We start from the raw sequence: 25,292 nt of genomic DNA on the forward strand, positions 1-25,292 counted from the left end.
TGAAAACAATTTTCGAACGGACGGCGAGTGACGTGTTGAAGAAAACCCTGTTCCAGTTGCACTGGTTTTTTGGCATCACTGCCGGGCTGGTGCTGGCCCTGATGGGCATTACCGGTGCCGCCTATTCGTTTCAGGACGAAATTCTGCGGGCGCTGAACCCATCGGTGCTACAGGTGGAAAAACAGGTCGCTGGCGTCCTGCCTCCGGTCGAACTGGTGGAGCACATCGAAACGACCTCCGGCAAAAAAGTCGCGATGCTCTGGGTCGAGACCGACAGCGGCAACGCCGCACGCGTCTACTTCACGCCGCCCAAAGGCGAACGCCGTGGCGAGATGCGCTACTTCGATCCGTACACCGGCGAGTTCATGGGCGATGCCGTGGGCCAGGACTTCTTCGGCCTGATGCTGCAACTGCACCGCTTCCTCGCCATGGGCGACACCGGGCGCAACATCACCGGCGCATGCACCCTGATCCTGTTGTTCTTCTGCCTCTCCGGGCTGTACCTGCGCTGGCCGCGACAGTGGAACAGCTGGCGCGTGTGGCTGACCCTGGACTGGAAGAAAAAGGGTCGCAGCTTCAATTGGGACCTGCACTCGGTAGCCGGCACCTGGTGTTTGCTGGTGTATCTGCTGCTGGCGTTGACCGGGTTGTCCTGGTCCTACGAGTGGTACAACAAGGGCCTGACCCGACTGCTTTCCGACGCACCGCAAAACGAACGCGTGCGCGGTGGTCGCGGGCCGGCGCCGGAAGGCCCGGCACCGACCGCCGACTACGCGGCGATGTGGAGCAGCATCTACAGCGCGGCCGGGCCGGGCCTGTCGGCCTACAACATCCGCATGCCGCCAGTGGCCGGGCAACCGGCGACCGTGTTTTACCTGCTCGACAGCTCGCCGCATGATCGCGCGCTGAACCAGATCACCCTCGACCCGGCCACCGGCATCGTCCAACGCGTCGATCGCTACGCCGACAAGAGCTTCAAGGCGCAACTGCTCACCAGTATTTACGCGCTGCACGTCGGCAGCTATTTCGGCCTCGTCGGGCGGATCATCATCACCCTCGCTGCGGTGTGCATGCCGCTGTTTTTCATCACCGGGTGGTTGCTGTATCTGGACCGGCGGCGCAAGAAAAAGCAGATTCAGGACGCACGCAAAGGCCTCGAACAACCGGCCGGCAATGCACCCGGTTGGTTGATCGGTTTCGCCAGCCAGAGCGGTTTTGCCGAACAACTGGCGTGGCAGACGGCCGGGCAATTGCAGGCCGCCGGATTGCCGGTGAACGTGCAGCCGCTGGCGGACATCAGCACGCAGGATCTGCGGGAATCGAACCACGCGCTGTTCGTGGTCAGCACCTTCGGCGACGGTGAAGCACCGGACAGCGCTCGCGGCTTCGAGCGCAAAGTGCTGCGCAACGCCGCAAGCCTCGATGGCCTGCACTACGCCGTACTCGGCCTGGGTGACCGCCAGTATGCGCACTTCTGCGGCTTCGCCCGACGCTTGCATCAATGGCTGAGCGAGCACGGCGGCAAGACCCTGTTCGCCCCGGTCGAAGTCGACAGCGGCGACCCGTACGCCTTGCGTCACTGGCAGACCCAACTCGGGCTGCTCACCGGGCAAACGCCGGTCGACACCTGGCAAGCGCCGAGCTACGAAAACTGGACACTGGTGCGCCGCGAACTGCTGAACCCCGACAGCAGCGGTGCACCGGTTTATCTGCTGGGCCTGAGCGCACCGAGCACCAGCAGTTGGCTGGCCGGCGACCTGGTGGAAGTGCTGCCGCGCAATGGTGCGTGGGCCGTCGAGCATTTCCTCGACGGTCTTGGCATTCGTGGCGAAACCCGGGTGAAGATCAACGGCCTCGAAGAGCCGCTGGAAGTCGCCCTCGCCTCGCGCCAACTGCCTGAACATCGCGCGCATCTGGTCGGTCTGCACGCGCAGGCGCTGGTTGACGCGATGGTGCCGCTGGCGATGCGCGAATACTCGATTGCTTCGATCGCCGCTGACGGTGTGCTGGAGCTGATCGTGCGCCAGGAACAACACAGCGATGGCAAGCTCGGCATCGGTTCCGGCTGGCTGACCGAGCATGCCCCGGTCGGCGGCAGCATCAGCCTGCGCGTGCGCCGCAACAGTGGCTTCCATCTGCCGAACGTGCCGGTGCCGATGATTCTGCTCGGCAACGGCACCGGTCTGGCCGGGTTGCGCAGCCTGCTCAAGGCTCGCATCGCCGACGGTCAACAGCGCCACTGGCTGCTGTTCGGCGAGCGCAATCGTCAGCACGATTTCCTCTGCCGCGCGGAGCTGGAAGAGTGGTTGATCAATGGCGATCTGGCGCGACTGGACCTGGCGTTCTCGCGGGATCAGGCGCAAAAGATCTATGTGCAGGATCGCCTGCGCGAATCCGCTGACGAGCTGAAGCAATGGCTGGCCGACGGTGCGGTGATCTACATCTGCGGCAGCCTTCAGGGCATGGCCGCCGGCGTGGATCAGGTGCTCAACGACATCCTCGGCGCCGCCGAAGTCGAACGCCTGATCGAACAGGGCCGCTATCGCCGCGACGTTTACTGACCTAGTCCTGTAGGAGCTGCCGCAGGCTGCGATCTTTTGATCTTGCTCTTAAAAACAAAATCAAAAGATCGCAGCCTGCGGCAGCTCCTACAGAAAGCCGTTACACCGGCTGTAACTTCTGTTCAAACACGCTCACGCCATTAAGATCGCGCAACACCACACTCATCTCCCCGCTCTGCCCTTCGATATTCACCTCACCAAAAAACTGAAACCCGGCAAACGGTGACATGTTCTGCACCGTAGGTGCTTTCTGGAACACCACTTCCGGGCCAAAGGTCTTGTCCAGCGGATTGGGCCCGAAACTCCCGGCGTTCAACGGCCCGGCGACAAACTCCCAGAACGGTTCGAAATCCTGAAACGCCGCGCGATCGGGGTGGTAGTGATGCGCCGCGCAGTAATGCACGTCCGCCGTCAGAAACACGAAATTGCGCACTTGCTGCGCCCGCAGAAAACCGAGCAGCTCGGCGACTTCCAGTTCGCGCCCCTGAGCCGGGCCGGGATCACCGTTGGCCACCGCCTCCCAGCGTGCAACGCCCGGGCTGACTTCACCGTCTGGCACACCGAGGCCGATCGGCATGTCGGCGGCGATCACCTTCCACTGCGCCTTGGAGTGCTTCAGCCCACGCTTGAGCCAGTCCAGTTGCTCGCGCCCGAGGAACGGTTTTGCCGCGCCGAGATTGTCGTCGTTGGCCCCGCGATAGCTGCGCATGTCGAGCACGAACACATCGAGCATCGGCCCATAACTGAGCTTGCGATAAATCCGCCCGCCACCGTCGGCGGCCTGCAGACGCATAGGCGAATATTCCAGCCAGGCCTTGCGTGCACGGCCGACCAGGGTGTGGATATCTTTTTCCTGATAACGCTCGTCGAGCTGCTTGCCCGGCGACCAGTTGTTGACCACTTCGTGGTCGTCCCACTGCCAGATCTGCGGTACTTCGGCGTTGAAGCGGCGGATGTTTTCGTCCATCAGGTTGTAGCGGTAGTTGCCCCGATAGTCGTCCAGCGTTTGCGCGACTTTGCTCTTGGCTTCGGTGGTGAGGTTGCGCCAGATGCGGCCACCTTCGGTGGTCAATTGCGCCGGCACCGGGCCGTCGGCGTAGATGGTGTCGCCGCTGTGGATAAAGAAGTCCGGCAGGCGCAGGCGCATGGATTCGTAGATGCGCATGCCGCCGATGTCCGGGTTAATGCCGAAGCCCTGACCTACGGTGTCGCCGCTCCACACGAAACGGATGTTGCGCCGCGCTTTCGGAGCGCTGCGCAAGTGACCGAGCCACGGTTCGCTGGCGACGCCGGTTTGCGCGTCCTTGAAATACACCCGATAGAAAATCGCCTGATCGGCGGGCAGCCCGGAGAGTTCAACCCGGGCGGTGAAATCCGTGCGCGCATCGGCCAGTGCCGAGACTACACGGCGCGGGTGGCGAAACTGGCTGCGGGTGTCCCACTCGACCACCATCCGCGCCGGACGGTCGCTGCGGCTCCAGATCATCGCGCGGTCGCCTTGCAGGTCGCCGGACTGTACGCCGTCAGTCAGCTGCGGCCGATCCTTGACCGACGCAATCACCGCCGGCGCCAGCCCCGGCATCAACAGCCCGGCACCGACCACTTGCATGACCCGCCGGCGCCCCGGATTGAAATCGCTCATGGTGTTCTCCCCGAAAAAAGGAAAACTTAAGCACGCGATCATGAAACAGACATGACACCAGACACACCACAGCACCAATTGTAGGAGTGAGCCTGCTCGCGATATCGGTATATCTGCCAACATTCATGTCACTGACAGACCGCTATCGCGAGCAGGCTCACTCCTACAGGGCCAGTCAGGCCTTGGCGGGTTCCAGCGCCAGCTCAACGGCCTCCGGGCGTTTGACCGTCGCGTAGACAACGGCGGTCAAGAGACTCCCCGCCACAATCGCCAGCAAATACAGCAACGCATGATTGATCGCATTCGGGATCGCCAGCACAAACAATCCACCGTGCGGCGCCATCAGTTTGCAGCCGAAGTACATCGACAACGCACCGGTCAACGCGCCGCCGGCAATGCTCGCCGGGATCACCCGCAACGGGTCTTTGGCGGCGAACGGAATCGCGCCTTCGGAGATGAAGCACAGCCCCAGCACCAGCGCCGCTTTACCGGCCTCGCGCTCGGTCTGGGCGAACTTGCGCCGGGCGATGAAGGTGGCGATGCCGAGCCCGATCGGCGGCACCATCCCGGCGGCCATGGTCGCGGCCATCGGCGCGTAACTCTGCGAGGCCAACAGGCCGACCGAGAACGCATAGGCTGCCTTGTTGATCGGCCCGCCAAGGTCGACGCACATCATGCCGCCGAGCAGCACGCCAAGCAGGATCGCGTTGGTGGTGCCCATGCTGTCGAGGAAATGCGTGAGCGCCGCGAGCATGCCGGCGACCGGTTTGCCCACCACGTAGATCATCACCAGCCCGGTAAACAGGCTGGCGAACAGCGGGATGATCAGAATCGGTTTCAGCGCTTCAAGACTTTGCGGCAACGCGACGTAGCGACTGATGGCCTTGGCCGCATAACCGGCGAGAAACCCGGCGACGATACCGCCGATGAACCCTGCCCCCAGCGTACTGGCGAGCAAACCGCCGATCATCCCCGGAGCCAGGCCCGGACGGTCGGCGATCGAGTAGGCGATGTAACCGGCGAGCAGCGGCACCATCAACTTGAACGCGGTCTCGCCGCCGATCTGCATCAGCGCCGCCGCCAACGTGCCTTCTTCCTTGAACGCGGTGATGCCGAAGACGAACGACAACGCGATCATCAAACCACCGGCCACCACCATCGGCAGCATGAACGACACGCCGGTCAGCAGGTGTTTGTAGACCCCGGTTTTCTCTTGCTTGGCCGGTGCCTTGCCGTCATTCGATGCGCTCTCCACCTGACCTTCGGCGAGGGCTTTGTTCAGTGTCGCTTCAGACTGCTTCAACGCAATCCCGGTGCCGCAACGGTAGATTTTCTTGCCGGCGAAACGCTCGGTGGCGACTTCGATATCGGCTGCCAGCAACACCACGTCCGCCTCGGCAATTGCCGTGGCGCTGAGCGGGGTTTTCGCGCCGACCGAACCCTGGGTTTCGACGTGCAGTTCATAACCCAGACGTTTGGCCGTTTGCTGCAACGCTTCGGCGGCCATGAAGGTGTGGGCGACACCGGTCGGGCACGCAGTGATGGCAACGATGCGCGGCGCACGTTGCGCAGCAACTGCCGGGGCAGCTTCGGCGGCAACGTAAACTGCGGCCTCTTCAGCACCACGACGCAGCACCGCTTCGACGTCTTGCAGCGCTTGCGCCGGGGCGATCTGGAACACGCGTTTGCCGACGAAACGCGTCATGTCGATGTTGCCGGTGGCCACCAGCAATACCCACTCCGCCGCCGCGATGGTGGCGGCCGACAGCTCACGTTCCGGGTGCGCCGCATCCACCACTTCAACGCTGGTGCTCCAGCCCTGACGCTGGGCTGCGGCGTCGAGCAGACGGGCGCACAGCACACTGGTGACCATGCCGTTCGGGCAGGCCGTGACAATGGCTAACTTCATGACAAACCCTCTTATTGTTCTGTCAGGGCGCGCACGCGCACGCCCTGTTCGAGCTGCGCCAGGTGCGCGGCGTCGTTGATGCCAAAACCGATCTGCGTCACCGCCATCGCGGCAATCGCCGTGGCGCTGCGCAAGGTTTGCTCGGGGGTGTCGGCACTGAGCAAACCATGGAGCATGCCGGCCAGCAACGAGTCCCCGGCACCCACCGTACTGGCGACCGAGACCTTCGGCGGCGTGGCATGCAACGCCGAACCGACGCTGAACCAGTTCACACCGTCGGCGCCATGGGAGATCACCACGTGCTCGATGCCCTTGGCGTGCAGGCACGCCGCTGCCTGTGCTTCGGCGGCGTGCGAAACCACATCGCAATCGAGCGCATCGGCGAGTTCTTCAGTGTTCGGTTTGATCAGCCACGGGCGCGCTTCAATGGCTGCGCGCAAGGCTTCGCCACTGCTGTCGAGGGCGACTTTCAGACCGAGGCCGTTCAGCCGTTCGATGAGTTCGCGCAACCACTGCGCGGTGACGCCACGCGGCAGACTGCCGGCCACCACGACGGCATCGTGGCCCGGTGCAATCTGCACCAGACGCTCGAGCAATGCCTGCTGCGCCGCCGCGTCGACCACCGGCCCCGGGCCGTTGATGTCGGTGATACGGCCGTCGTGCTCGGCGACCTTGATGTTGCTACGCGTCTCCCCCGGCACGCGGATGAACGCGTCGACAAAGCCGCGTTTGGTGAACAAGGTTTCGAAGGCTTGCAGATTGTCTTCGCCGAGAAAGCCGCTGACGGTCAATTGGTGTCCCAGATCAGCGAGCACCTGGGCGACGTTCACGCCCTTGCCCGCGGCGTGGGTGTGCATCTCGTCGCTGCGGTTGACCTGACCGGCCTCCAGGCGTGGCAGCTCGACCGTGAGGTCCAGCGCCGGGTTGAGGGTCAGGGTGAGAATCTTGGCCATTACAGGGCCTCCACTAATGCACGCACTTCATTCGCGCTGCCCACAATGAGGGCTTGTTGAGCAAGGGTTTGCGCCTGGGTCAGGCTGAGTTCGCGGATGCGTGCCTTGACCTCGGCGATGCTGCGCCCGGACACACTCAGCTCATCGACGCCGAGGCCGACCAGCACCGGCACAGCCAGCGGATCGGCCGCCAGTTCGCCGCACACGCCGACCCATTTGCCGTGGGCATGCGCGGCGCGCACGGTGATGTCGATCAGTTGCAGCACTGCCGGGTGCAAGCCATCGGCCTGGGCCGACAGCGTCGGGTGACCCCGGTCGATGGCCAGGGTGTATTGCGTCAGGTCGTTGGTGCCGACGCTGAAGAAGTCGACTTCCTTCGCCAGTACCGGCGCCAGCAAGGCAGCCGACGGCACCTCGATCATGATCCCCAGTTGCAGATCCGCAACCGGAATTTCCAGGCGCAAGCGCTCGGTCATGTCGCGGGCCTGACGCCACTCTTCGACGCTGCCGACCATCGGGAACATGATGCGCAACGGACGGTTGTCCGCCGAACGCAGCAAGGCGCGCAGTTGCGCTTCCATGATGTGCGGACGCTGTAACGTGAGGCGAATGCCGCGCACACCGAGGAACGGGTTTTCCTCCTTGGCGATCGGCCAATACGGCAGCGGTTTGTCGCCGCCGACGTCCAGCGTACGTACCACCAGCGGCCGCCCGGCGAGGCCGTCGAGGACGCGGCGGTATTCGGCTTCCTGAGTCGCTTCGTCCGGTACCTGCGGGTGAGCCATGAAAATCAGTTCGGTGCGCAGCAGACCAATGCCTTCGGCGCCCTGCTCCACCGCCGCGGTGACACCGGCGCTTTCGCCGATGTTGGCGAACACTTCCACGGCATGGCCGTCGGTGGTGTGCGCCGGTTGATGACGTTGTTCGGCGGCGGCCTTGAGGCGCTGCTCGCGGGTGTCGCGTTCTTCGGCGGCGCGTTGCAGGGTCGCGGCATCGGCGTCGACGTGCAGGCGACCGCGCTGGCCGTCGAGCAGCAACGGCGTGCCCGGTTTGAGCAGCAACACCGCCGCGCCGGCGCCCACCAGCGCCGGGATCCCGAGGGCACGCGCGACGATGGCACTGTGCGCGGTGGCGCCGCCACGAGCGGTGAGAATGCCTGCGACACGGGCCGGATCGAGGCGCGCCACATCCGACGGGCCGACTTCGTCCATCACCAGAATGTACGGTTGCTCCGGCTCATTCGGCGTCTGCACGCCGCAGAGTTGCGCCAGCACCCGGCGCCCGATATCACGCAGGTCCGCCGCCCGCTCGGCGAGCAACGCGTCCTGCAACGACTCCTGTTGTTTGGCCGCCGCCTCGATCACCGCCATCCACGCTGCTTCGGCGCTTTCGCCTTGTTTGAGGCGAGTGTCGACTTCGTCGGTCAGCTCCGGGTCGTCGAGCATTTCCTGGTGGGTGATGAAAATCTCGCGAATGGCCTTGGCCTTGCTGCGTTCGACCAGGCCCTGAATGTCGCGGCGCACGTCGTCCAGTGCTTGCTTGAGACGCTCGCGCTCGATGGCGGCTGACTCACCGCGCAACGGGTAATCGATGGCTTGCTGCACTTGAATGTGCGCCGGCCCGATAGCGATGCCCGGCGCCGCCGGGATCGCCTGCAATTGAGCACCGGATGCCGGGGCGATCAGCACTTCGGCGATATCGGCAATGACTTCGCGCTGCTGGCTCACTGCTGGCAGCGGTTCGACTTCTTCGCCCAGGCCCTCTTCGATAGCGGCCAGCAGGGCCGGCAAGGCGTCGGCGGCGATGCTCGGCTCAGCGATCAACTCCAGCACCTGACCGCGACGGGCGCCGAGGCTGAGCAGCTTGCTCAGACTTTTCACCGACACGGCGCTGTCCTGGCCGTCGACGATGCGCACGCGAATCTCGCCGTCGAAACTCTTCGCCAGTTGCGCGAGGATTTTCGCCGGGCGCGCGTGCAAACCGTGGGCATTGGCCAGCGCGATACGGGCGCTCGGCCAGTCGGCGGGCAGTTCGCCGCCGAGCACTTCGAGGACTTTGCGGCTGCTGGTGGCGCGGCCCAGTTCATGGCCGCGACCTTCGATCAACAACGCGCACAGACGTTCGAGCAGCGCCTGATGCGCTTCACCGAGGCTGGCCAGGCAGAACAGACCGCTGAGCGGCTGGCCGAGGTAACGCATCGGTTTGTCCGGGGTGACGAACGCCAGGCCCGGACGCTTTACGGTCTGTTCGCTGTGCAGCCACCACAGGCCATCGCCCAGCGGCAGCGCTTCGACTTGTTGCAACACACCGGCAAAGCCGTTGCTCACACAATCGGCCTGACGCAGCAGACGCGCGCCCCGCCAGACCAGCTCTTCGAAATCATCAGCCGACACGCCGAGGCCGATCATCTGGGCATCCAGCGCCAATTCCTGCGGCGCGCCTTGCAGCAGTTTCAGCAGCGCTTCCGGGGAGCTGGCGCGACGCAGGGCCTGGCCCAGATCGGTCTCGCCGAGGGCACGGGTCAGCAATTGCAGCAGGCGCAGGTGTTCGTCGGATTTGGCGGCGATGCCGATCGCCAGATAAACGATCTGCCCATCGCCCCAATCCACGCCCTCGGGAAACTGCATCAGGCGCACGCCGGTGGCGAATACCTGATCGCGGGTTTGCGGAGTGCCGTGGGGAATGGCAATACCTTGACCGAGAAAGGTCGAGCCCTGCGCTTCCCGCGCCTGCAAGCCGGCGAGGTAGCCGTCGGCGACCAGACCATCGGCCACCAGGTGATTAGCGAGCAATTGCAGGGCGGCGGGTTTATCCACAGCCGATTGGCCCATGGATATCTGCTCTATAGTGAGCTCGAGCATGCGATCTCCTTTTTGGCGCCTGAGGACGCCAGGTATTGTTTTGGATTGTTTGCAGCTTAGGCGCTGTAGGCCATCCTTTTCAGGGGCAGTTTTGGCGGTTTCACGGCAGAACCGGCCAAAGGCGTCTAAAACGTAGAAAATACGCTTGCTGAAACGTTTAATCTAGATTGATCGGCACGTTACTCGATAATGTCTCATCCTTGAAGTCCAACTTGTCGGATGCGCTGCGACAATCGTCGCCTGCCCTAATCGGTTAGGATTGGCGAAAATGTCGGGGCTAGCTCGAAAAAACAAGGAAATACCGGGTTGAAACTCAGTGATATCGCGCGGTTGGCCGGAGTGTCCGTGACCACCGCCAGCTACGTCATCAACGGCAAGGCCGAACAGCAACGCATCAGCAACGCCACGGTCGAGCGGGTGCGTACGGTCGTCGAACAACACGGCTTCACGCCCAACCCGCAAGCGGCCGGGCTGCGCAGTCGGCACACCCGTACCCTGGGGTTTATCCTGCCGGACCTGGAAAACCCCAGTTACGCGCGAATCGCCAAACTGCTGGAGCAAGGTGCGCGGGCGCGTGGCTATCAGTTGCTGATCGCCAGCTCCGACGATGCGCCGGACAGCGAGCGCCAGTTGCTGCAACTGTTCCGCGCCCGCCGCTGCGATGCGCTGATCGTCGCCAGTTGCCTGCCGGCCGGTGACGACAGCTACCGCCAGTTGCAGGCCAAGGGTTTGCCGATCATCGCCATCGACCGGGTCATGGAACCGGAGCATTTCTGCTCGGTTATCAGTGACGACCGCGAAGCCAGCCTGCACCTGACCCAGAGCCTGCTCGACCCACAGCCGAAGCAGATCGTGCTGCTCGGTGCGCGCCCGGAACTGAGCATCAGCCAGGAACGTGCCGCCGGCTTCAAACAGGCCCTCGTCGACTTCAAAGGCGAAGTGCTGATCGAGCACGCCGAATCGTTCAGCCGCGAGTGCGGCAAGCAGTTGATGGAAGAACTCCTGCAGCGTCTGGGGCATTTGCCGGACGCGCTGGTCACCACGTCTTACGTGCTGCTGCAGGGCGTGTTCGATGCGCTGCATGATTTCCCGCTCAAATCCCGGCCACTGCGCCTCGGCACCTTCGGTGACACGCAGTTGCTCGACTTCCTGCCGCTGCCGGTCAACGCCATGGCCCAGCAGCACCAGTTGATCGCCGACAAGGCGCTGGAGCTGGCACTGGCCGCCGTCGAGCAATCCGAATACAAGCCCGGCGTGCAGGCCATCGCCCGTACCTTCAAGCAGCGTATTCACCGGGACTGAACCGTGGAGCTGATCGACAGCCACACCCACCTCGACTTCCCCGACTTCGACGCCGATCGTTCGGCGTTGCTCGCCGAAAGCCGTGCGCTCGGCGTGCGGCGGATGGTGGTGCTGGGGGTCCATGAGGGTAACTGGCAACGGGTGTGGGATCTGGTGCAGAGCGACGCCGATCTGTTCGCAGCATTCGGTCTGCACCCGGTGTATCTCGATCAGCATCGCCCGCAGGACCTGACCGCGCTGGGCGACTGGCTGACGCGCCTGCGCGGCCATCGACAGTTATGCGCGGTGGGCGAGATCGGCCTGGATTACTTCATCGAAACCCTCGACCGCGAACGCCAGCAGGCGCTGTTCGACGCGCAGCTGCAACTGGCGGCGGATTTCGAACTGCCGGCGCTGATTCACGTACGCCGCAGCCACGCGGCGGTGATCGCCACGCTCAAGCGCTTCAAGCTCAAACGTGCCGGCATCATCCACGCCTTCGCCGGCAGCCGCGAAGAGGCGCGCGAATACATCAAACTCGGTTTCAAACTGGGGCTGGGTGGTGCGCCGACCTGGCCGCAGGCGTTGCGCATGCATCGGGTGCTGGCGGATCTGCCGCTGGAGTCGGTCGTGCTGGAAACCGATTCGCCGGACATGGCGCCAGCGATGTTTCCCGGCCAGCGCAACAGCCCCGCTCACCTGCCGGCGATCTGCACGGCGCTGGCTGAATTGATGAAAACCAGTCCAGATCAACTGGCCGCCTCAAGCACTGCCAACTGCTGCGAAGTATTCGGCTGGTAATACGCCCTCTGTAGGAGCTGCGGCACGCTGCGATCCTTTGATCCCGGCCCTGAAACAAGATCAAAAGATCGCAGGTTCGTTTCACTCGACAGCTCCTACAGTCAGTTGCCGTGGGCCTTTGCCGCGTCGAGAATCAAAGTCATGTGCTGGCGACGACGCACAAAACGCACCGTCGCGAAGTACACGAAAATCACGATCAGTGACGCGTTCAGCTGTTCAGTCACGCTGAGCAGCCCGATCCATTCCATGACCAGCGCCACCAGCAACGCAGTGCACACCGTCACCGATGCACTGAAGCGCAGCAGTCCCAGCGAATCGAGGGATTTGAAGCGTTTGATCTGTTTCGGGCAGCGCAGCTCCAGGGGGTTCTGGCAGTGCGCACAGGTGAACGGTTCGTTGATCGCGATGGCGTTGAGTTGCCACGGCTTGAGCAACTGCGTGGTCTGACAATGAGCACAACGGCCCTGGACTCCCAGGGTTGCAACGGACATGAGCGGCCTCCTCGACGCAATCAATGGAACAGGAATACTGGCTCATCAGTGACGAAAAGCCAGCCGCCGAAAGAAAACAGGAATTGGCTTACAAGCGTAAGTATCAACGCATTACAGAATGTTCTGACATTGCCCTGCCCCCAAACCTGCAGGCTCGCTCCCACATGAGGCAACTCAGACGCGGAATGCGCTGATCAGTTGCTTGAGCTCCACCACCTGCGCCGACAACGCGCGGCTGGCCTCCTCCGTCTGATACGCGCCTTGGGCCGTGCGCTCGCCGGCGCGGTTGATCTCGACGATGTTCTGGTCGATATCGTGCGCCACGGCGGTCTGTTGTTCCACGGCAGCGGCGATCTGCTGGTTCTGATCGACGATCATGCCCACCGCCCCCAGAATGTTTTCCAGCGCCTGCTGGACCTTTTCCGACTGCCCGACCGTGCCGCTGGCCATCTGATGGCTGACGCCCATGGCTTTCACCGCTGCGCCGACCCCACCGTGCAGCCTGGCAATCATCTGCTCGATCTCTTCGGTCGATTGCTGGGTGCGTTTGGCCAAAGTACGCACTTCGTCCGCGACCACGGCGAAGCCACGACCCTGCTCACCGGCGCGGGCCGCTTCGATGGCGGCGTTGAGCGCCAGCAGATTGGTTTGCTCGGCGATGCTCTTGATCACTTCCAGTACGCGGCTGATCGACTGACTGTCACTGGCCAGTTGGTTGATCACTCGCACTGACTGATCGATCTCGCTGGCCAACGCGGCAATGCTGCCCTGCTGCGACTCCACCAGTGTGCGACCGCTGACGGTTTCATCGTTGACGCTGTGGGCGCTGCTCACCGCGGCCGCCGCGCTGCGCGCCACTTCCAGCGAGGTCGCCGACATCTGATTCATCGCGGTCGCGACTTGCTCGATCTGCGTGCGCTGTCCGGCGACGGCCTGGTTGCTCTGCGCGGAAACATTTTCCACCTGCCCGGCCTGGCGCTCGACTTCGCTCACGGTGTGGCCGACCCGTTCGATCAGGTCATGGATCTTTCTGACCGTGCCATTGAACACCTCGCCCAACTCGCCGAGTTCATCACGGCTCTGCGCGACGAAGTTGACCGTCATGTCACCGGCGGCGACCTTGTCCATCATCGCGCCCAGGCGCTTGAGCGTGGTGCGGGTCGAGGCGTAGAAACCGCCGTAGAGATAGAAAATCAGCACGAACACCACCGACAACGCCACGGCTTGCAGCACCATGTGTGTGCGGTTCTGCGCCAGGCGCTGTTGCAGTTGGGTATCGAGGAATTTCAGGGTCGCGTCGTTGAGCTGGTACGTCATGTCCATCAGCCCGGTGACCTGGTCGTAGAACGCCTGCCACGGGGTATCAAGGGTTTCGGCCACCACGACTCTCTCTTCAAACAACTCGCTGGCCTGTTTGAGCGACGCCTTGCTGCTGTCGGCCGGCGCGCTGAGGCCGGCACGCGCGGCTTGGCTGGAGTCGAGGGCGTCCGCCAGTTTCAGCGCGTATTCGGCTTGAAGTTTTTCGATCTGCGCCAGCAGCTCGTCAAACCGGGTGCTCGACGAGCTGTTGAGAAAGCCCTGACCCAATGAATACGAACCGATGGCCCGGCCTTCGCCGAGGGTCTGGGTCACGGCGGGGGTGATGTTGGTGACCAGCTCGCTGAGCTGACGGATGTCGCTCTGATTGTCACGGCTCAGACCGGCCTGACTGGCGATGATCTGGCTGAAGATCTGCGCGTTGCCGAGCAGTTTGCCGATTATCCCGCTTTTGCTTTGCAGTGAGCTTTCCGCCTGCTGGGCCTTGAACGCGCTGATCATTTCATCGCGTTTGCCATCGAACACCTTGATCTGCTCGGGATCCTCAGTGGTCGCCTTCAGGCCTTGCAGGCGTGTCAGCACGGTTTGTTCGAGGCTGCTGATCTGCGACTCGAGATTGTCGGCCTTACCGGACTGGCCGAGGACGACATTAATCTGCACTCGATTATTGAGGGTTTCCAGATCCCGGCGCAGGGTCAGGCTGCTGCCCAGCAGGTCGAGGCTTTGCAATTCGACCCGGGTGCCCTGGAATTCGCGATAGGAATCGCGCACCAGATAGAAATTGGTCACCAGCATCGGCACCAGGAACAGCACGCTGATCAAACTGAACTTCATGCCGAAGCTCAGACGGTTCATCAGCGAGACGGCGGGATAGAGCAAGCTCTTCACTGGAAGTCTCCCTTGGTTTTTCTTGTTTTTATTGGCAGGCGCGGGGCGACAGCAGATAGCCACTATCGGGCGCTGTCTCTGTATAGCTCAAATCGAGGGGAGGTTTTGTAACTTAAGGTTAACGACAAAAAAGATCGCAGCCTTCGGCAGCTCCTACAGGAAAACCACGATCCCTATGTAGGAGTTGCCGCAGGCTACGATCTTTTGATCATGCTTTGAAATCAGTGAACCAGCACAGTCCACAAGGCAAACCCGGCATACCACAGCACCGCCGCGCGCAGCAGCAGTTCCCACAGGCAATCGAGGGTGTTGATGCCTTCAGGCCCGACCACCGGCGGCGGAATCTCGCCGGCTGCCAGCCCGACCTTGTTGATCAGTTGTGCAGCGCTGATGTTCCAGTTCAGCAGCTCGTGCAACATCACCCGGCTGACCGCGACAAAGTTGCCGACCAGGGCGAAACTGGCGGAGAGCAGGCGCACCGGCACCCAGTCGAAGGCATGGCGCAACTGCCCCGCCCTTTCCACCAAGGCAGGATTCTGGCCGTGCTCCTGCGCCAGTGCCAGCAAGCGATAGGCCAGCGCCGCCACCGGACCGAGCACGAAGTACCAGAAGATCACCGCGAAGAAGCTCTGATAGGCCTCCCACAACAGGTGGCCCTGGACCCGATCCAGCAACTGTTCGCCGCTGTCGGCGCAGATGTCCAGGTCACGCTTGGCCACATGCGCGGCGGCTTGCAGGTCTTCGCGGCGCCAGGCGTCACGAAACGGCCCGAGACCGCCGAGCAGATCACCGCGGCCCAAGGCGTAAATCACCACCAGCAAGTGCACCGGCAAGGCCAGCAAGCCGTACGCCACGGGTTCCAGCACCAGCAGCAACAAGCCGAGCAGCGCCACCGGCAGCAACACCAGAATGGTCAGCACCCACCATGGCCGCTTGGCCAGACGCGCGCTGGTTTCGAGTTTGTGCAGTTCGCGGATCCATCCGCCATCGCGTTGAACCCGATGGCGCAGGGCCGAGAATTTCTCGATCCAGACCGCCAGCAGTAACACCAGAAAACTCATTGTCCTTCCTCTTGTGCCAGGGCGGCGCGGTAACGCGCCCAGTCGAATGCCGGGCCAGGATCGGTCTTGCGCCCGGGTGCGATGTCGCTGTGCCCGCAGATACGGGCGCCGGTGATAGCCGGAAATGCTGCTTGCAGCTGACGAGTCAGCGTGATCAACGCCTGATACTGCGCATCGGTAAAGGGCAGATCATCGGTACCTTCGAGCTCGATGCCCACGGAAAAATCGTTACAGGTTTCGCGGCCTTCAAACATCGACACGCCAGCATGCCACGCCCGCTCAAGACAGGAGACAAACTGGGTGACGGTGCCGTCACGTTCGATCAGAAAATGCGCCGAGACGCGCAGGTCGGCGATCCCTGCAAAATAGGGATGCTCGGTGACATCCAGACGGTTCTGAAAAAATGCCTGCACCTTGCCGGTGGCGAACTGCGCCGGTGGCAGACTGATGTTGTGAATCACCAACAGGGAAATTTCGCCCGCAGGGCGCTCATTGAAGTTGGGCGATGGGCAGACCTGCACCCCCTGACACCACCCGCTAGCGGGATCCAACTGCATACCGATTCCTTCAACGCCGACTGTGTTGGCGCCCAGTATGCCGCGATCGGCCCCCGACGCGCGATCACTTGCCGCGATTGAGTCGCCGCAGATTGCCGAGCACCGACTCCAGCGCCCGGTCGAACAGCAAGGTATCGTCCAGCGCCCGCACCGCACCGCGGCGGAACTCCAGGGCCAGGCCAATGCGGCTGCGCTCCCGTACTTTCATTCCGGTACGGTCGACAAACACGTACTTGCCAGTGGTTTCGATGATCGCTGCCAGCTTGCAGCGCAGGGTGTGTTCGTCGTCTTCCTCGAACGCGACCCAACTGCCCAGGCGCAATTGATCCACCTGCCGCAAACCCGCGTCATCATGGGCAAGACCTGTCGGGTTCAGGCTGCCTGAGCCCTCGTCGGCCGTGCGCAGAGTAATGTGCTGCGACACCTCGACCAACGCCGCGGTGTCGGCCGTATCCTGCTCGGCAGAGGGTTCGAGCATCCGTACATGCAGCGCTTCCAGTTCGCTGAAAAATTCGCTGGTGGCGAATGGATCGAACGCCGCACTGCTCAGGCCATCGCGCAGTGACTTGAGCAAGCCCGGAACCAGCGCCAGCAAACGCAGGCCCGCATCCGCCTCGTCATGCCGCTGCACGCTCCAGATCAGTTGCTCCATGGTCTGCACATCGGCCTGCCATTGGGCGGACTGCTCGCCATGCTTGAGGCATGTCAGCAACAGCACCTTGCTCCAGGCATCGTGCACAAACGTCACCACCGATGGCGGCAGGGCTTTACCCAGCAACGCCTGATTCAACGCCTGCTCGACTCGCTGGCGGGCCAGTTCGGTTCTCGCCCGCCCCTCTTCGGCATCGCGCAAACGCTGCTCAAGCAATTCACTGCGCCGACGCTCATCGCTGGTGAAGGCCAGAAAGTCAGCGAGCAATTCGCAGAAGATCGCCGGATCGTCGACAAAGTCGCTCAGCAAGCGCTGCACCACTTGCTCGATGCGCAGATACAGACTGTCGCGCGCCTCGCTGTTGCAATCGCCCCAGCCCATGGCCGCATCGGCGATCTCATTGAGCAGGCGCCGCGCCGGGTGGCTGCTGCGGCTGAAGAAGCTCTTGTCGAGCACCGCCACTTTGAGCATCGGAATCTGCAGACGGGCGATCAGCGCCTTGAGCGAATCTGGCAGGTTGCGGTCCTCAAGGATGCAATCGAAGACCATGGCGATCAGGTTGATCACGTCCTCGTCGGCGCCGTCAACGATGCGCGACTTGCCGCTCCTGACGCTGACCCGGGTCAGCAATTGTTCGAGCTGGTTGCGCAGATCGAAGTCGTCCTGCGCCGCCAGTACCGGGACGTATTGCTGCAGGTGCGAGAGCAGGCGCAGCAGGTCGCGGGTGCTGATCGGCTGCGTTGCAACGCTCGGTTCCAGGGTCGGGGCGACACTGCCGCGCACATGCAGTAGCAGTTCCTGCAACGTCGCGAAGACTTCCTGCACGCCTTCGTCGGTGTGCGCAGGCTCATCACTCTCTTCGCTGCTGATGCTCGCCGCCGCACGCTCGATCGCACGGCGCGCCGGTGCCGGCTTCAATTCGGGCAACACACCGGTGGCGATCAACAATTGATTGGCCTCGGCGTACAACGGCTCGGTGTCGGCCAGCACATAGCGCTCGAACAGTTTGAGCAGGATCAGCTTGACCTTGATCTCCACGCCGAGGTTACGGGCGGCCTGCAGGAAATATTCGCAGAGCATGGCAGGGCCGAGCGGGTTGTACTGATCGTCGATGTTTTTGCCAAGCAGCGCGTTGAGCCGCTCAGTCAACTGGTCGAGGGCAAAGCCGTCACGCTTGAGCACCCGGCCGACCATGGTCTCGACCGCGACGTTGCGCTCCATGTCATCGGTGCGCGGAGCCGACTCTTCAAACATCAGTGAATCGGGCAACGTGTGCTGTACGGCGTCGTACTGGATGAGGGCAACAAAGGCTTCGAAGAATTGTTCGAGAAACCCGCGTTCGATGTTTTTGCGCTTGAGGCGCAGATCGCGCATGGCTTCGAAGAAGATGTTCTGTTCGATGTCGTTACGCGCCCGGTCGGCCATCTCGAACAGAGTGTCGTCGGCGTTATCGAACAATTCCTGCAAACCATGGCGCAGTCGCTGGGCCGCCTTGTCGCGGACCTGAAGCAGAATCACAGGCAGGCGGGCGAGCGGCGAGTGATTCGCCTGATCGGTAGCAGCCTTGTGCAAAGGCACTACATTCCCGTCGTTGTGCATCCAAGCCTCCTGAAACGGTGATCCCACTGGTCAGTTACAACACAATTACCTGTGGGAACGGGCAGACGTCAAAGCTATGACGTCAAATGCAAGGCGGATTATCTTGCAGAACTTGTCCCGGGCGCCAGAGGCATCAGGGTTTCCCCTATGCCTGCGACACCTACCAGTGACCACGAATACCGGTGCTTTGCTCACAGAAAATCGACCAGATGCAGCCAGGCACGCGAGTTCTTGCCTTGGGTTGGCTCCTGCCATGCCCCTATAATCGGCGCACTTAGTTTGTGGAGCCCGTTATGCCGAATCTACGTCTCGCCGATTTGACCGCCGAAATCGAAGCCAACGTGCGCCGTGCGTTGCTCGAAGACGTCGGCAGCGGCGACATCACCGCGCAACTGATCCCCGCCGAACGTCTGGCCAAAGCCACCATCATCACTCGCGACGACGCCGTCATCTGCGGTACAGCGTGGGTCGACACTGTGTTCCGCCAGCTCGATCCGCGCGTCGCGGTGCATTGGCAGGTGCGTGACGGCGAACGGGTCAAACCCAATCAGCCACTGTTTCATCTGGAAGGTCCGGCCCGTTCACTGCTGACCGGCGAGCGCAGTGCGCTGAACTTCCTGCAACTGCTGTCCGGCGTGGCAACACGGGCGCAGTACCTGGCAGACTTCGTGGCCCAGACTCAGGTCAAGCTGCTGGACACCCGCAAAACCCTGCCGGGCCTGCGTCTGGCGCAGAAATACGCGGTGACCTGCGGCGGCTGCCACAACCACCGCATCGGCCTCTACGACGCCTTCCTGATCAAGGAAAACCACATTGCCGCCAGCGGTGGCATCGCGCAGGCCATCGCCGCCGCGCACAAGATCGCGCCGGGCAAACCGGTGGAAGTCGAAGTGGAAAGCCTGGAAGAGCTGAAGGAAGCGCTGGCAGCCGGCGCCGACATCATCATGCTCGACGAACTGAGCCTGGACGACATGCGCGAAGCCGTGCGCCTGAACGGCGGCAAGGCCAGACTGGAGGCCAGCGGCGGCATCAACGAAAGCACGCTGCTGCCGATCGCCGAGACCGGGGTGGACTACATCTCGATCGGCGCGATGACCAAGGATGTGAAGGCGGTGGATCTGTCGATGCGCCTGAGCCTTTAAACATCAGCAAGATGCGAGCTACAAGCTGCAAGCCAGAGCGATTCTGCTTTGACTTGCAGCTTGCCGCTTGAAACTCGTAGCTGCTCTTACACGACGAGATTGTTCATCTCGCAGTACTCTTGCCACTCGACGCCCAGTACTTCGGCCGCCTCCTTGTGCAGCACGAGACGCTGCGCCTCGAACTCCTCAGGGGTGCTGGTGTACTTGAGCGTCAACTCCCACGGCTGCAAGCCCTGGGCTTCGGCTTCGTCTTCGAACGCCCACTGGATCTGGTCTTTCTGATCATCAGGACTCAGGTCCTTGATCTCTTCTTTCAGATCCGGAACGTCCAGAATGTATTTTTCCAGCGCTAGTTCGTGACGTTTCTCTTGAGTTAATTCGGTCATGGCGTTCTCGCTGATCGTAAGAATGGAGGATGGATCTGGATCATCAAGGATCTCTCTGACGCGGATTGTCCGGCCTTCGGAACCATTCGGGATCATCTGAAAACTGCTAAGCGATGCTCATGCAGGTACCGAATATAGGACGTTTGCGTGACGAATTACACGGCTCTTTACATCTCTCGCACAAAAAGTTGACCTGCGGAACATAAATCCGGATTCCAAGTCATAGCGTTGTGCCACTTCGGCACTCACCCTCGCTGTTCACAAGGAAAACCAGTGATGCGCAGCTTTTCGAAGATTTGTTCCGTTGTGTCTGCCAGTACCTTGCTCGCCGCCATGCTGTTGCCGGCAAGCGCCATGGCGCTTGAACTGAGCAACAGCAGCTCGTCCTATGGCGACAAGGTTTCGCTGATTCACAGCGATTACGGCAAAGACGTTGTCATCAAAAGCGATATCAGCATCGATGAACTGCAAAAGATCCGCGATACCGTCCGTGACCAGTCACGCCAGATTGAAGAACTCAAACGCAGCAGCGGTTCCAGCTCGAATTCCAGCAGTAAGGAAATCGATGACCTGAAGAGCAAGGTCAAGGAACAGGACCGCCAGCTGGATACCCTCGGACGCCAGGTCGAAGATCTCAAGCGCAACAGCGGCTCGAGTTCGAACTCGGCCAGCAGCGACATTTCCAGCCTGAAGCAGAAAATCAACGATCAGGATCGCGCCATGGATCAGCTCAAGCGTACCGTTGAGGATCTGAGCCGCAAGGTGAAATAAGGGGAAGTGGTGCCCGAGACAGGAATCGAACCTGCGACCTTCGCGTTACGAGTGCGCTGCTCTACCGGCTGAGCTACACGGGCGGTGGGCTAAACCTAGCACCGGTTTTCACAAAAGCAAAGATCGCAGCCTGCGGCAGCTCCTACAGGATCGGGTTATCACATCGTTTGGTAGGCGCTGCCGCAGGCTGCGATCTTTTGATCTTTATGGCAGACAAAAAAATGCCCCGCCGTTTTCACGGCGGGGCATTTTTATTGCGCTAAAGCCTGGGGGTAATTAAACGCCCGAAGCCTTGGCAGCTGCCACGTCTTTGATGGACAGCTTGATACGGCCGCGGTTGTCCACGTCCAGTACCAGCACTTCCACTTCCTGACCTTCTTTCAGGATGTCGGTGACTTTCTCTACGCGAGCGTCGCTCAGCATCGAGATGTGCACCAGACCGTCCTTGCCCGGCAGGATGTTGACGAATGCGCCGAAGTCGACGATGCGCTCAACCTTGCCGACGTAGATCTTGCCGATCTCAGCTTCTGCAGTGATGCTCAGAACGCGCTGACGAGCAGCTTCTGCGGCATCCTTGGTTTCGCCGAAGATCTTGATCGAGCCGTCGTCTTCGATGTCGATCGAAGCCTTGGTCTCTTCGCAGATCGCACGGATGGTCGCGCCACCTTTACCGATAACGTCACGGATCTTGTCGGTGTCGATCTTCATCGCAATCATGGTCGGAGCGTTGGCCGACAGTTCGGTACGCGACTGGCCAATGATCTGGTTCATCTGGCCGAGGATGTTCAGGCGCGCTTCCAGGGCTTGGCCCAGAGCGATTTCCATGATCTCTTCGGTGATGCCCTTGATCTTGATGTCCATCTGCAGCGCGGTGACGCCTTTGGCGGTACCGGCTACCTTGAAGTCCATGTCGCCCAGGTGGTCTTCGTCACCCAGGATGTCGGTCAGGACGGCGAACTTCTCGCCTTCTTTAACCAGACCCATGGCGATACCGGCAACCGGCGCTTTCATTGGAACGCCAGCGTCCATCAGAGCCAGGGAAGCGCCGCAAACGGAAGCCATCGAGCTCGAACCGTTGGATTCGGTGATTTCCGACACCACACGAATGGTGTACGGGAACACGTCGGCGGCCGGCAGCATAGCCGAAACCGAACGACGGGCCAGACGGCCGTGACCGATTTCACGACGACCAGCACCACCCATGCGACCACACTCGCCCACCGAGAACGGAGGGAAGTTGTAGTGCAGCATGAACGGGTCTTTTTTCTCGCCTTCCAGGGTGTCCAGCAACTGTGCGTCACGGGCAGTACCCAGCGTTGCAACGACCAGAGCCTGGGTTTCGCCACGGGTGAACAGGGCCGAACCGTGAGTCTTCGGCAGAACGCCGACTTCGATGTTCAGCGGACGTACGGTGCGGGTGTCGCGGCCGTCGATACGTGGCTTGCCGTTAACGATGTTTTCGCGAACGGTGCGGTATTCGATTTCACCGAAAGCCGCTTTGACGTCGGCAGCCGAAGGCTGGCCTTCTTCGCCGGACAGCTTGGCAACGACCTGGTCTTTCAGCTCGCCCAGACGCGCGTAGCGGTCAGCCTTGACGGTGATGGTGTAAGCCTGGGAGATCGCTTCGCCGAACTCGGCACGGATCGCGCCCAGCAGCTCGGTGGCTTCTGGAGCAGGAGCCCAGGTCCAGGTTGGCTTGGCAGCTTCGGCGGCCAGTTCTTTAACGGCGTTGATCACCACCTGGAACTCGTCGTGAGCGAACAGTACCGCGCCCAGCATCTGGTCTTCAGTCAGCTCTTTGGCTTCCGATTCAACCATCAGTACGGCGTCCGAAGTACCGGCAACGACCATGTCCAGGCTCGAAGCAGCTTGCTGCTCGTAAGTAGGGTTCAGCAGGTAGCCGGTGCTTTCGTGGAAAGCAACGCGAGCGGCGCCGATCGGGCCGTCGAACGGAATGCCCGAGATTGCCAGGGCAGCCGAGGTACCGATCATCGCAGCGATGTCCGGATCGGTCTTCTTGCTGGTGGAAACGACGGTGCAGACAACCTGCACTTCGTTCATGAAGCCTTCTGGGAACAGCGGACGGATCGGACGGTCGATCAGTCGGGAAGTCAGGGTTTCTTTCTCGGAAGGACGGCCTTCACGCTTGAAGAAACCGCCAGGGATCTTACCGGCAGCGTAAGTCTTTTCCTGGTAGTGAACGGACAGAGGGAAGAAGCCCTTGCCTGGATCGGCTTGCTTGGCACCGACTACGGTCACCAATACGCTGACGTCGTCGTCAACGGTGACCAATACTGCGCCGGAGGCCTGACGGGCGATACGGCCAGTCTCGAGGGTAACGGTCGACTGACCGAACTGGAATTTTTTGATTACCGGGTTCACGGTGTCCTACCTTCTTTGTGGCTCTTGGGGGAACTGGTTTCTTGCGAAATTCTTGGGCAATGTCGGGAATCGGCCCGCTGACTGTCCGGGTAAAACGGTAGTGCAGATAAAACTTGAGGCTGGGAGCCTGCCAGCCACCCGCGGAAAACCGCTGATGCCTGACAGACAACCAACCTCATAGCGCAATCGCTGATTAGCGACGCAGACCCAGGCGGCCGATCAGAGCGCTGTAACGGCTCAGATCCTTGCCTTTCAGGTAGTCCAGCAGCTTACGACGCTGGTTTACCATGCGGATCAGACCACGACGGGAGTGGTGGTCTTTACCGTTGGCCTTGAAGTGACCTTGCAGTTTGTTGATGTTGGCGGTCAGCAGTGCAACTTGCACTTCTGGCGAACCAGTATCACCAACAGCTTGCTGGTAGTCGGCAACGATTTGAGCTTTTTCTTGAACGTCGAGAGCCATGAGGCAATCCTTTTATCAGGAAACTGTTTCAAAGAAACAGCTTCAACAGGCCAGGGACAAATCCCTGTATCTATAAATGAGTAGTGACCGTGCCTGTTAACAGCCACACTCGTTCGGTCATTCTGACCGAATCAGTCGACGCGGCGCGATGCGCCCGTCTTCGCTCACTTCACCGATACCGATGAAGCGACCATTGTGATCCTGTACCCGTACCATGCCGAACTTCGGAGCATCCGGGGCACGTACCGGCTGGCCGTTGAGCCAGTAGAACGCGCTCGCTTCGGAGAAGTGCAGCAACGGCCAATCCTGCAGGCCGCTGTCCGATGGCATCAGGAAGCGGTCGACCGCTTCGTTGCCGCCTTCGGCATGTACCGCTTCCAGCTCTTCGAGGGTCACGGTCTGCGCCAGGGTAAAAGGCCCGGCCTGGGTACGACGCAGTTCTGCGACGTACGCACCACAACCGAGTTGCTCACCGATATCCTCCACCAGGGTGCGAATATAGGTGCCCTTGCTGCAGTCCACTGCAAGACGCGCAGTATCGCCTTCGAAGGCCAGCAATTCCAAGCGCGCAATAGTAACAGAACGCGGTTCGCGCTCCACTACTTCGCCTGCACGGGCCAGCTTGTACAGCGGCTGCCCGTCACGCTTGAGTGCCGAGTACATCGGCGGTATCTGACTGATTTGACCCCGAAATTTCGGCAGAACCGCTTCAACATCGGCGCGACCAACGGTCACCGGGCGCTCCTGCAAAACCTCACCCTCGGCGTCTGCCGTGGTGGTGGTCTTGCCCAGTTGCGCCAGGGTTTCATAACCCTTGTCGGAATCGAGCAGGTATTGCGAGAACTTGGTTGCCTCGCCAAAGCACAGCGGCAGTACACCGGTGGCTAGCGGGTCAAGACTGCCGGTGTGGCCGGCCTTCTCGGCGTTGAGCAACCAGCGAACCTTCTGCAACGCGGCGTTGGAGGTGAACCCCAACGGCTTGTCGAGCAGGATGATACCGCTGACGTTACGACGGATACGTTTGACCTGAGCCACCGAGTTACTCCTTGGTGTCTTCAGGTTCAGCAGCGGCCACGTGCTGATTGTCCTCAGCCACGGCACGCTCGATCAGGGCCGACAAGTGCGCGCCACGCACGACGCTTTCGTCGTAGTGGAAGTGCAATTGCGGCACGCTGCGCAGCTTCATTTCACGGGCCAGTTGCATGCGCAGGAACCCTGCGGCAGCGTTGAGCACCTTGATGCTTTGCGCGATGTCTTCGGCATTGTCCTGCCCCATCACGGTGATGAAGATCTTCGCGTGACCGACGTCACGGCTGACTTCCACTGCGGTAATGGTGACCAGACCAACACGCGGGTCTTTGACTTCACGACGGATCAGCTGGGCCAGCTCACGCTGCATCTGATCGCCGATACGTTGGGTACGGCTGTATTCTTTTGCCATGATTTGTTACCTGTTACTGCCCTGCGGTGAAACCCGCAAGGTCTGAAAGCGGCAAACGCCCGGCCTGACAAATGCCAGACCGGGCGTTGCGTTTAGAGTCCGGGTGATGCGCCGCACATAAGAGTGCGGCCGGC

The 25,292-nt window shown here is 61.5% G+C and carries 19 protein-coding genes, 1 tRNA gene and 1 pseudogene; 5 read left to right on the forward strand and 16 right to left on the reverse strand.

Going from position 1 to position 25,292, the window contains the following annotated elements:
* The first annotated feature begins 32 nt into the window (after window positions 1-32).
* On the forward strand, window positions 33-2,561 hold the full coding sequence (locus KKQ10_RS17975) for a PepSY domain-containing protein (protein ID WP_215501848.1): 2,529 nt from the start codon (window positions 33-35) through the stop codon (window positions 2,559-2,561).
* Between the two features lie 100 nt (window positions 2,562-2,661).
* Here KKQ10_RS17975 and KKQ10_RS17980 read toward each other — a convergent pair whose 3' ends face one another.
* The 4 genes from KKQ10_RS17980 to ptsP all read right to left on the reverse strand — a co-directional run bounded on the left by KKQ10_RS17980 (window position 2,662) and on the right by ptsP (window position 9,926).
* Entirely contained in the window at window positions 2,662-4,203 is a 1,542-nt protein-coding gene (locus tag KKQ10_RS17980) for an alkaline phosphatase D family protein (RefSeq protein ID WP_215501849.1), read from the reverse strand.
* A gap of 175 nt (window positions 4,204-4,378) precedes the next feature.
* Window positions 4,379-6,112, reverse strand: coding sequence for a PTS fructose-like transporter subunit IIB (locus tag KKQ10_RS17985; protein ID WP_215501850.1), 1,734 nt, complete (start codon window positions 6,110-6,112; stop codon window positions 4,379-4,381).
* 11 nt (window positions 6,113-6,123) lie between these two features.
* Window positions 6,124-7,065 carry a 1-phosphofructokinase gene (gene pfkB, locus KKQ10_RS17990; protein WP_215501851.1) on the reverse strand — a complete coding sequence of 314 codons (942 nt, stop codon included), beginning with the start codon at window positions 7,063-7,065 and terminating at the stop codon, window positions 6,124-6,126.
* A complete protein-coding gene (ptsP, locus tag KKQ10_RS17995; RefSeq protein WP_215501852.1) occupies window positions 7,065-9,926 on the reverse strand; it encodes a phosphoenolpyruvate--protein phosphotransferase in 2,862 nt (953 codons plus the stop codon). The genes pfkB and ptsP overlap by 1 nt, the downstream gene beginning before the upstream one ends.
* 306 nt (window positions 9,927-10,232) lie before the next feature.
* Here ptsP and cra point away from each other — a divergent pair, with 306 nt between their 5' ends.
* Both cra and KKQ10_RS18005 read left to right on the forward strand, forming a co-directional pair.
* Window positions 10,233-11,228, forward strand: coding sequence for a catabolite repressor/activator (cra, locus tag KKQ10_RS18000; protein WP_127649840.1), 996 nt, complete (start codon window positions 10,233-10,235; stop codon window positions 11,226-11,228).
* A gap of 3 nt (window positions 11,229-11,231) precedes the next feature.
* Window positions 11,232-12,008, forward strand: a complete 777-nt coding sequence (locus tag KKQ10_RS18005) for a TatD family hydrolase (RefSeq protein WP_215501853.1) — start codon at window positions 11,232-11,234, stop codon at window positions 12,006-12,008.
* 101 nt (window positions 12,009-12,109) lie between these two features.
* On the opposite strand, the gene KKQ10_RS18010 is transcribed toward KKQ10_RS18005, so the two are convergent.
* The 6 genes and pseudogenes from KKQ10_RS18010 to KKQ10_RS18030 form a co-directional block, all read right to left on the reverse strand.
* Window positions 12,110-12,499 carry a hypothetical protein gene (locus KKQ10_RS18010; protein ID WP_215501854.1) on the reverse strand — a complete coding sequence of 130 codons (390 nt, stop codon included), beginning with the start codon at window positions 12,497-12,499 and terminating at the stop codon, window positions 12,110-12,112.
* A gap of 174 nt (window positions 12,500-12,673) precedes the next feature.
* Window positions 12,674-13,603, reverse strand: a complete 930-nt coding sequence (locus KKQ10_RS28800) for a methyl-accepting chemotaxis protein (RefSeq protein ID WP_502941628.1) — start codon at window positions 13,601-13,603, stop codon at window positions 12,674-12,676.
* Window positions 13,580-14,671 (reverse strand): annotated as a pseudogene (locus tag KKQ10_RS28805) (methyl-accepting chemotaxis protein); the annotation flags it as partial. The gene KKQ10_RS28800 and the pseudogene KKQ10_RS28805, both read right to left, overlap by 24 nt.
* 254 nt (window positions 14,672-14,925) lie before the next feature.
* Complete coding sequence (ampE, locus tag KKQ10_RS18020; RefSeq protein ID WP_215501856.1) at window positions 14,926-15,765, reverse strand: regulatory signaling modulator protein AmpE; 840 nt, start codon at window positions 15,763-15,765, stop codon at window positions 14,926-14,928.
* Entirely contained in the window at window positions 15,762-16,322 is a 561-nt protein-coding gene (ampD, locus tag KKQ10_RS18025) for a 1,6-anhydro-N-acetylmuramyl-L-alanine amidase AmpD (RefSeq protein ID WP_215501857.1), read from the reverse strand. Before ampD ends, ampE begins: the two co-directional genes overlap by 4 nt.
* A gap of 64 nt (window positions 16,323-16,386) precedes the next feature.
* On the reverse strand, window positions 16,387-18,573 hold the full coding sequence (locus KKQ10_RS18030) for a DUF1631 domain-containing protein (protein ID WP_215501858.1): 2,187 nt from the start codon (window positions 18,571-18,573) through the stop codon (window positions 16,387-16,389).
* A gap of 293 nt (window positions 18,574-18,866) precedes the next feature.
* Between KKQ10_RS18030 and nadC the strand changes: the two genes are divergently transcribed.
* Window positions 18,867-19,715, forward strand: a complete 849-nt coding sequence (gene nadC / locus KKQ10_RS18035; RefSeq protein WP_215501859.1) for a carboxylating nicotinate-nucleotide diphosphorylase — start codon at window positions 18,867-18,869, stop codon at window positions 19,713-19,715.
* Between the two features lie 86 nt (window positions 19,716-19,801).
* Here nadC and KKQ10_RS18040 read toward each other — a convergent pair whose 3' ends face one another.
* Window positions 19,802-20,101 carry a DUF6388 family protein gene (locus tag KKQ10_RS18040; protein WP_215501860.1) on the reverse strand — a complete coding sequence of 100 codons (300 nt, stop codon included), beginning with the start codon at window positions 20,099-20,101 and terminating at the stop codon, window positions 19,802-19,804.
* A 276-nt stretch (window positions 20,102-20,377) separates the two neighbouring features.
* Between KKQ10_RS18040 and KKQ10_RS18045 the strand changes: the two genes are divergently transcribed.
* The gene (locus KKQ10_RS18045; RefSeq protein ID WP_127649849.1) at window positions 20,378-20,872 is read left to right on the forward strand and encodes a hypothetical protein; all 495 of its coding nucleotides are present in this window, start codon (window positions 20,378-20,380) and stop codon (window positions 20,870-20,872) included.
* A gap of 7 nt (window positions 20,873-20,879) precedes the next feature.
* Here the strand turns inward: KKQ10_RS18045 and KKQ10_RS18050 are convergent.
* The 5 genes from KKQ10_RS18050 to rbfA all read right to left on the reverse strand — a co-directional run bounded on the left by KKQ10_RS18050 (window position 20,880) and on the right by rbfA (window position 25,158).
* Window positions 20,880-20,955 (reverse strand) — tRNA-Thr (locus KKQ10_RS18050).
* A 193-nt stretch (window positions 20,956-21,148) separates the two neighbouring features.
* Entirely contained in the window at window positions 21,149-23,254 is a 2,106-nt protein-coding gene (gene pnp, locus KKQ10_RS18055) for a polyribonucleotide nucleotidyltransferase (RefSeq protein ID WP_007961443.1), read from the reverse strand.
* A gap of 193 nt (window positions 23,255-23,447) precedes the next feature.
* The gene (gene rpsO, locus KKQ10_RS18060) at window positions 23,448-23,717 is read right to left on the reverse strand and encodes a 30S ribosomal protein S15 (protein WP_003221553.1); all 270 of its coding nucleotides are present in this window, start codon (window positions 23,715-23,717) and stop codon (window positions 23,448-23,450) included.
* A gap of 117 nt (window positions 23,718-23,834) precedes the next feature.
* Window positions 23,835-24,752 carry a tRNA pseudouridine(55) synthase TruB gene (gene truB / locus KKQ10_RS18065; RefSeq protein ID WP_024011571.1) on the reverse strand — a complete coding sequence of 306 codons (918 nt, stop codon included), beginning with the start codon at window positions 24,750-24,752 and terminating at the stop codon, window positions 23,835-23,837.
* 4 nt (window positions 24,753-24,756) lie between these two features.
* On the reverse strand, window positions 24,757-25,158 hold the full coding sequence (gene rbfA / locus KKQ10_RS18070; protein ID WP_007953741.1) for a 30S ribosome-binding factor RbfA: 402 nt from the start codon (window positions 25,156-25,158) through the stop codon (window positions 24,757-24,759).
* Window positions 25,159-25,292 lie beyond the last annotated feature (134 nt).

Source organism: Pseudomonas sp. MG-9 (assembly GCF_018729515.1).
In the GTDB taxonomy this organism is placed as follows: Bacteria; Pseudomonadota; Gammaproteobacteria; order Pseudomonadales; family Pseudomonadaceae; genus Aquipseudomonas; species Aquipseudomonas serboccidentalis.

What these genes read in the sequence shown, in the direction of transcription:
- KKQ10_RS17980 (WP_215501849.1), bottom strand. Translation starts at nt 4,203, where the DNA reads ATGAGCGATTTCAATCCGGGGCGCCGGCGGGTCATGCAAGTGGTCGGT.
- KKQ10_RS17985 (WP_215501850.1), bottom strand. Translation starts at nt 6,112, where the DNA reads ATGAAGTTAGCCATTGTCACGGCCTGCCCGAACGGCATGGTCACCAGT.
- pfkB (WP_215501851.1), bottom strand. Translation starts at nt 7,065, where the DNA reads ATGGCCAAGATTCTCACCCTGACCCTCAACCCGGCGCTGGACCTCACG.
- ptsP (WP_215501852.1), bottom strand. Translation starts at nt 9,926, where the DNA reads ATGCTCGAGCTCACTATAGAGCAGATATCCATGGGCCAATCGGCTGTG.
- KKQ10_RS18010 (WP_215501854.1), bottom strand. Translation starts at nt 12,499, where the DNA reads ATGTCCGTTGCAACCCTGGGAGTCCAGGGCCGTTGTGCTCATTGTCAG.
- KKQ10_RS28800 (WP_502941628.1), bottom strand. Translation starts at nt 13,603, where the DNA reads ATGACGGTCAACTTCGTCGCGCAGAGCCGTGATGAACTCGGCGAGTTG.
- ampE (WP_215501856.1), bottom strand. Translation starts at nt 15,765, where the DNA reads ATGAGTTTTCTGGTGTTACTGCTGGCGGTCTGGATCGAGAAATTCTCG.
- ampD (WP_215501857.1), bottom strand. Translation starts at nt 16,322, where the DNA reads ATGCAGTTGGATCCCGCTAGCGGGTGGTGTCAGGGGGTGCAGGTCTGC.
- KKQ10_RS18030 (WP_215501858.1), bottom strand. Translation starts at nt 18,573, where the DNA reads ATGCACAACGACGGGAATGTAGTGCCTTTGCACAAGGCTGCTACCGAT.
- nadC (WP_215501859.1), top strand. Translation starts at nt 18,867, where the DNA reads ATGCCGAATCTACGTCTCGCCGATTTGACCGCCGAAATCGAAGCCAAC.
- KKQ10_RS18040 (WP_215501860.1), bottom strand. Translation starts at nt 20,101, where the DNA reads ATGACCGAATTAACTCAAGAGAAACGTCACGAACTAGCGCTGGAAAAA.
- KKQ10_RS18045 (WP_127649849.1), top strand. Translation starts at nt 20,378, where the DNA reads ATGCGCAGCTTTTCGAAGATTTGTTCCGTTGTGTCTGCCAGTACCTTG.
- rpsO (WP_003221553.1), bottom strand. Translation starts at nt 23,717, where the DNA reads ATGGCTCTCGACGTTCAAGAAAAAGCTCAAATCGTTGCCGACTACCAG.
- rbfA (WP_007953741.1), bottom strand. Translation starts at nt 25,158, where the DNA reads ATGGCAAAAGAATACAGCCGTACCCAACGTATCGGCGATCAGATGCAG.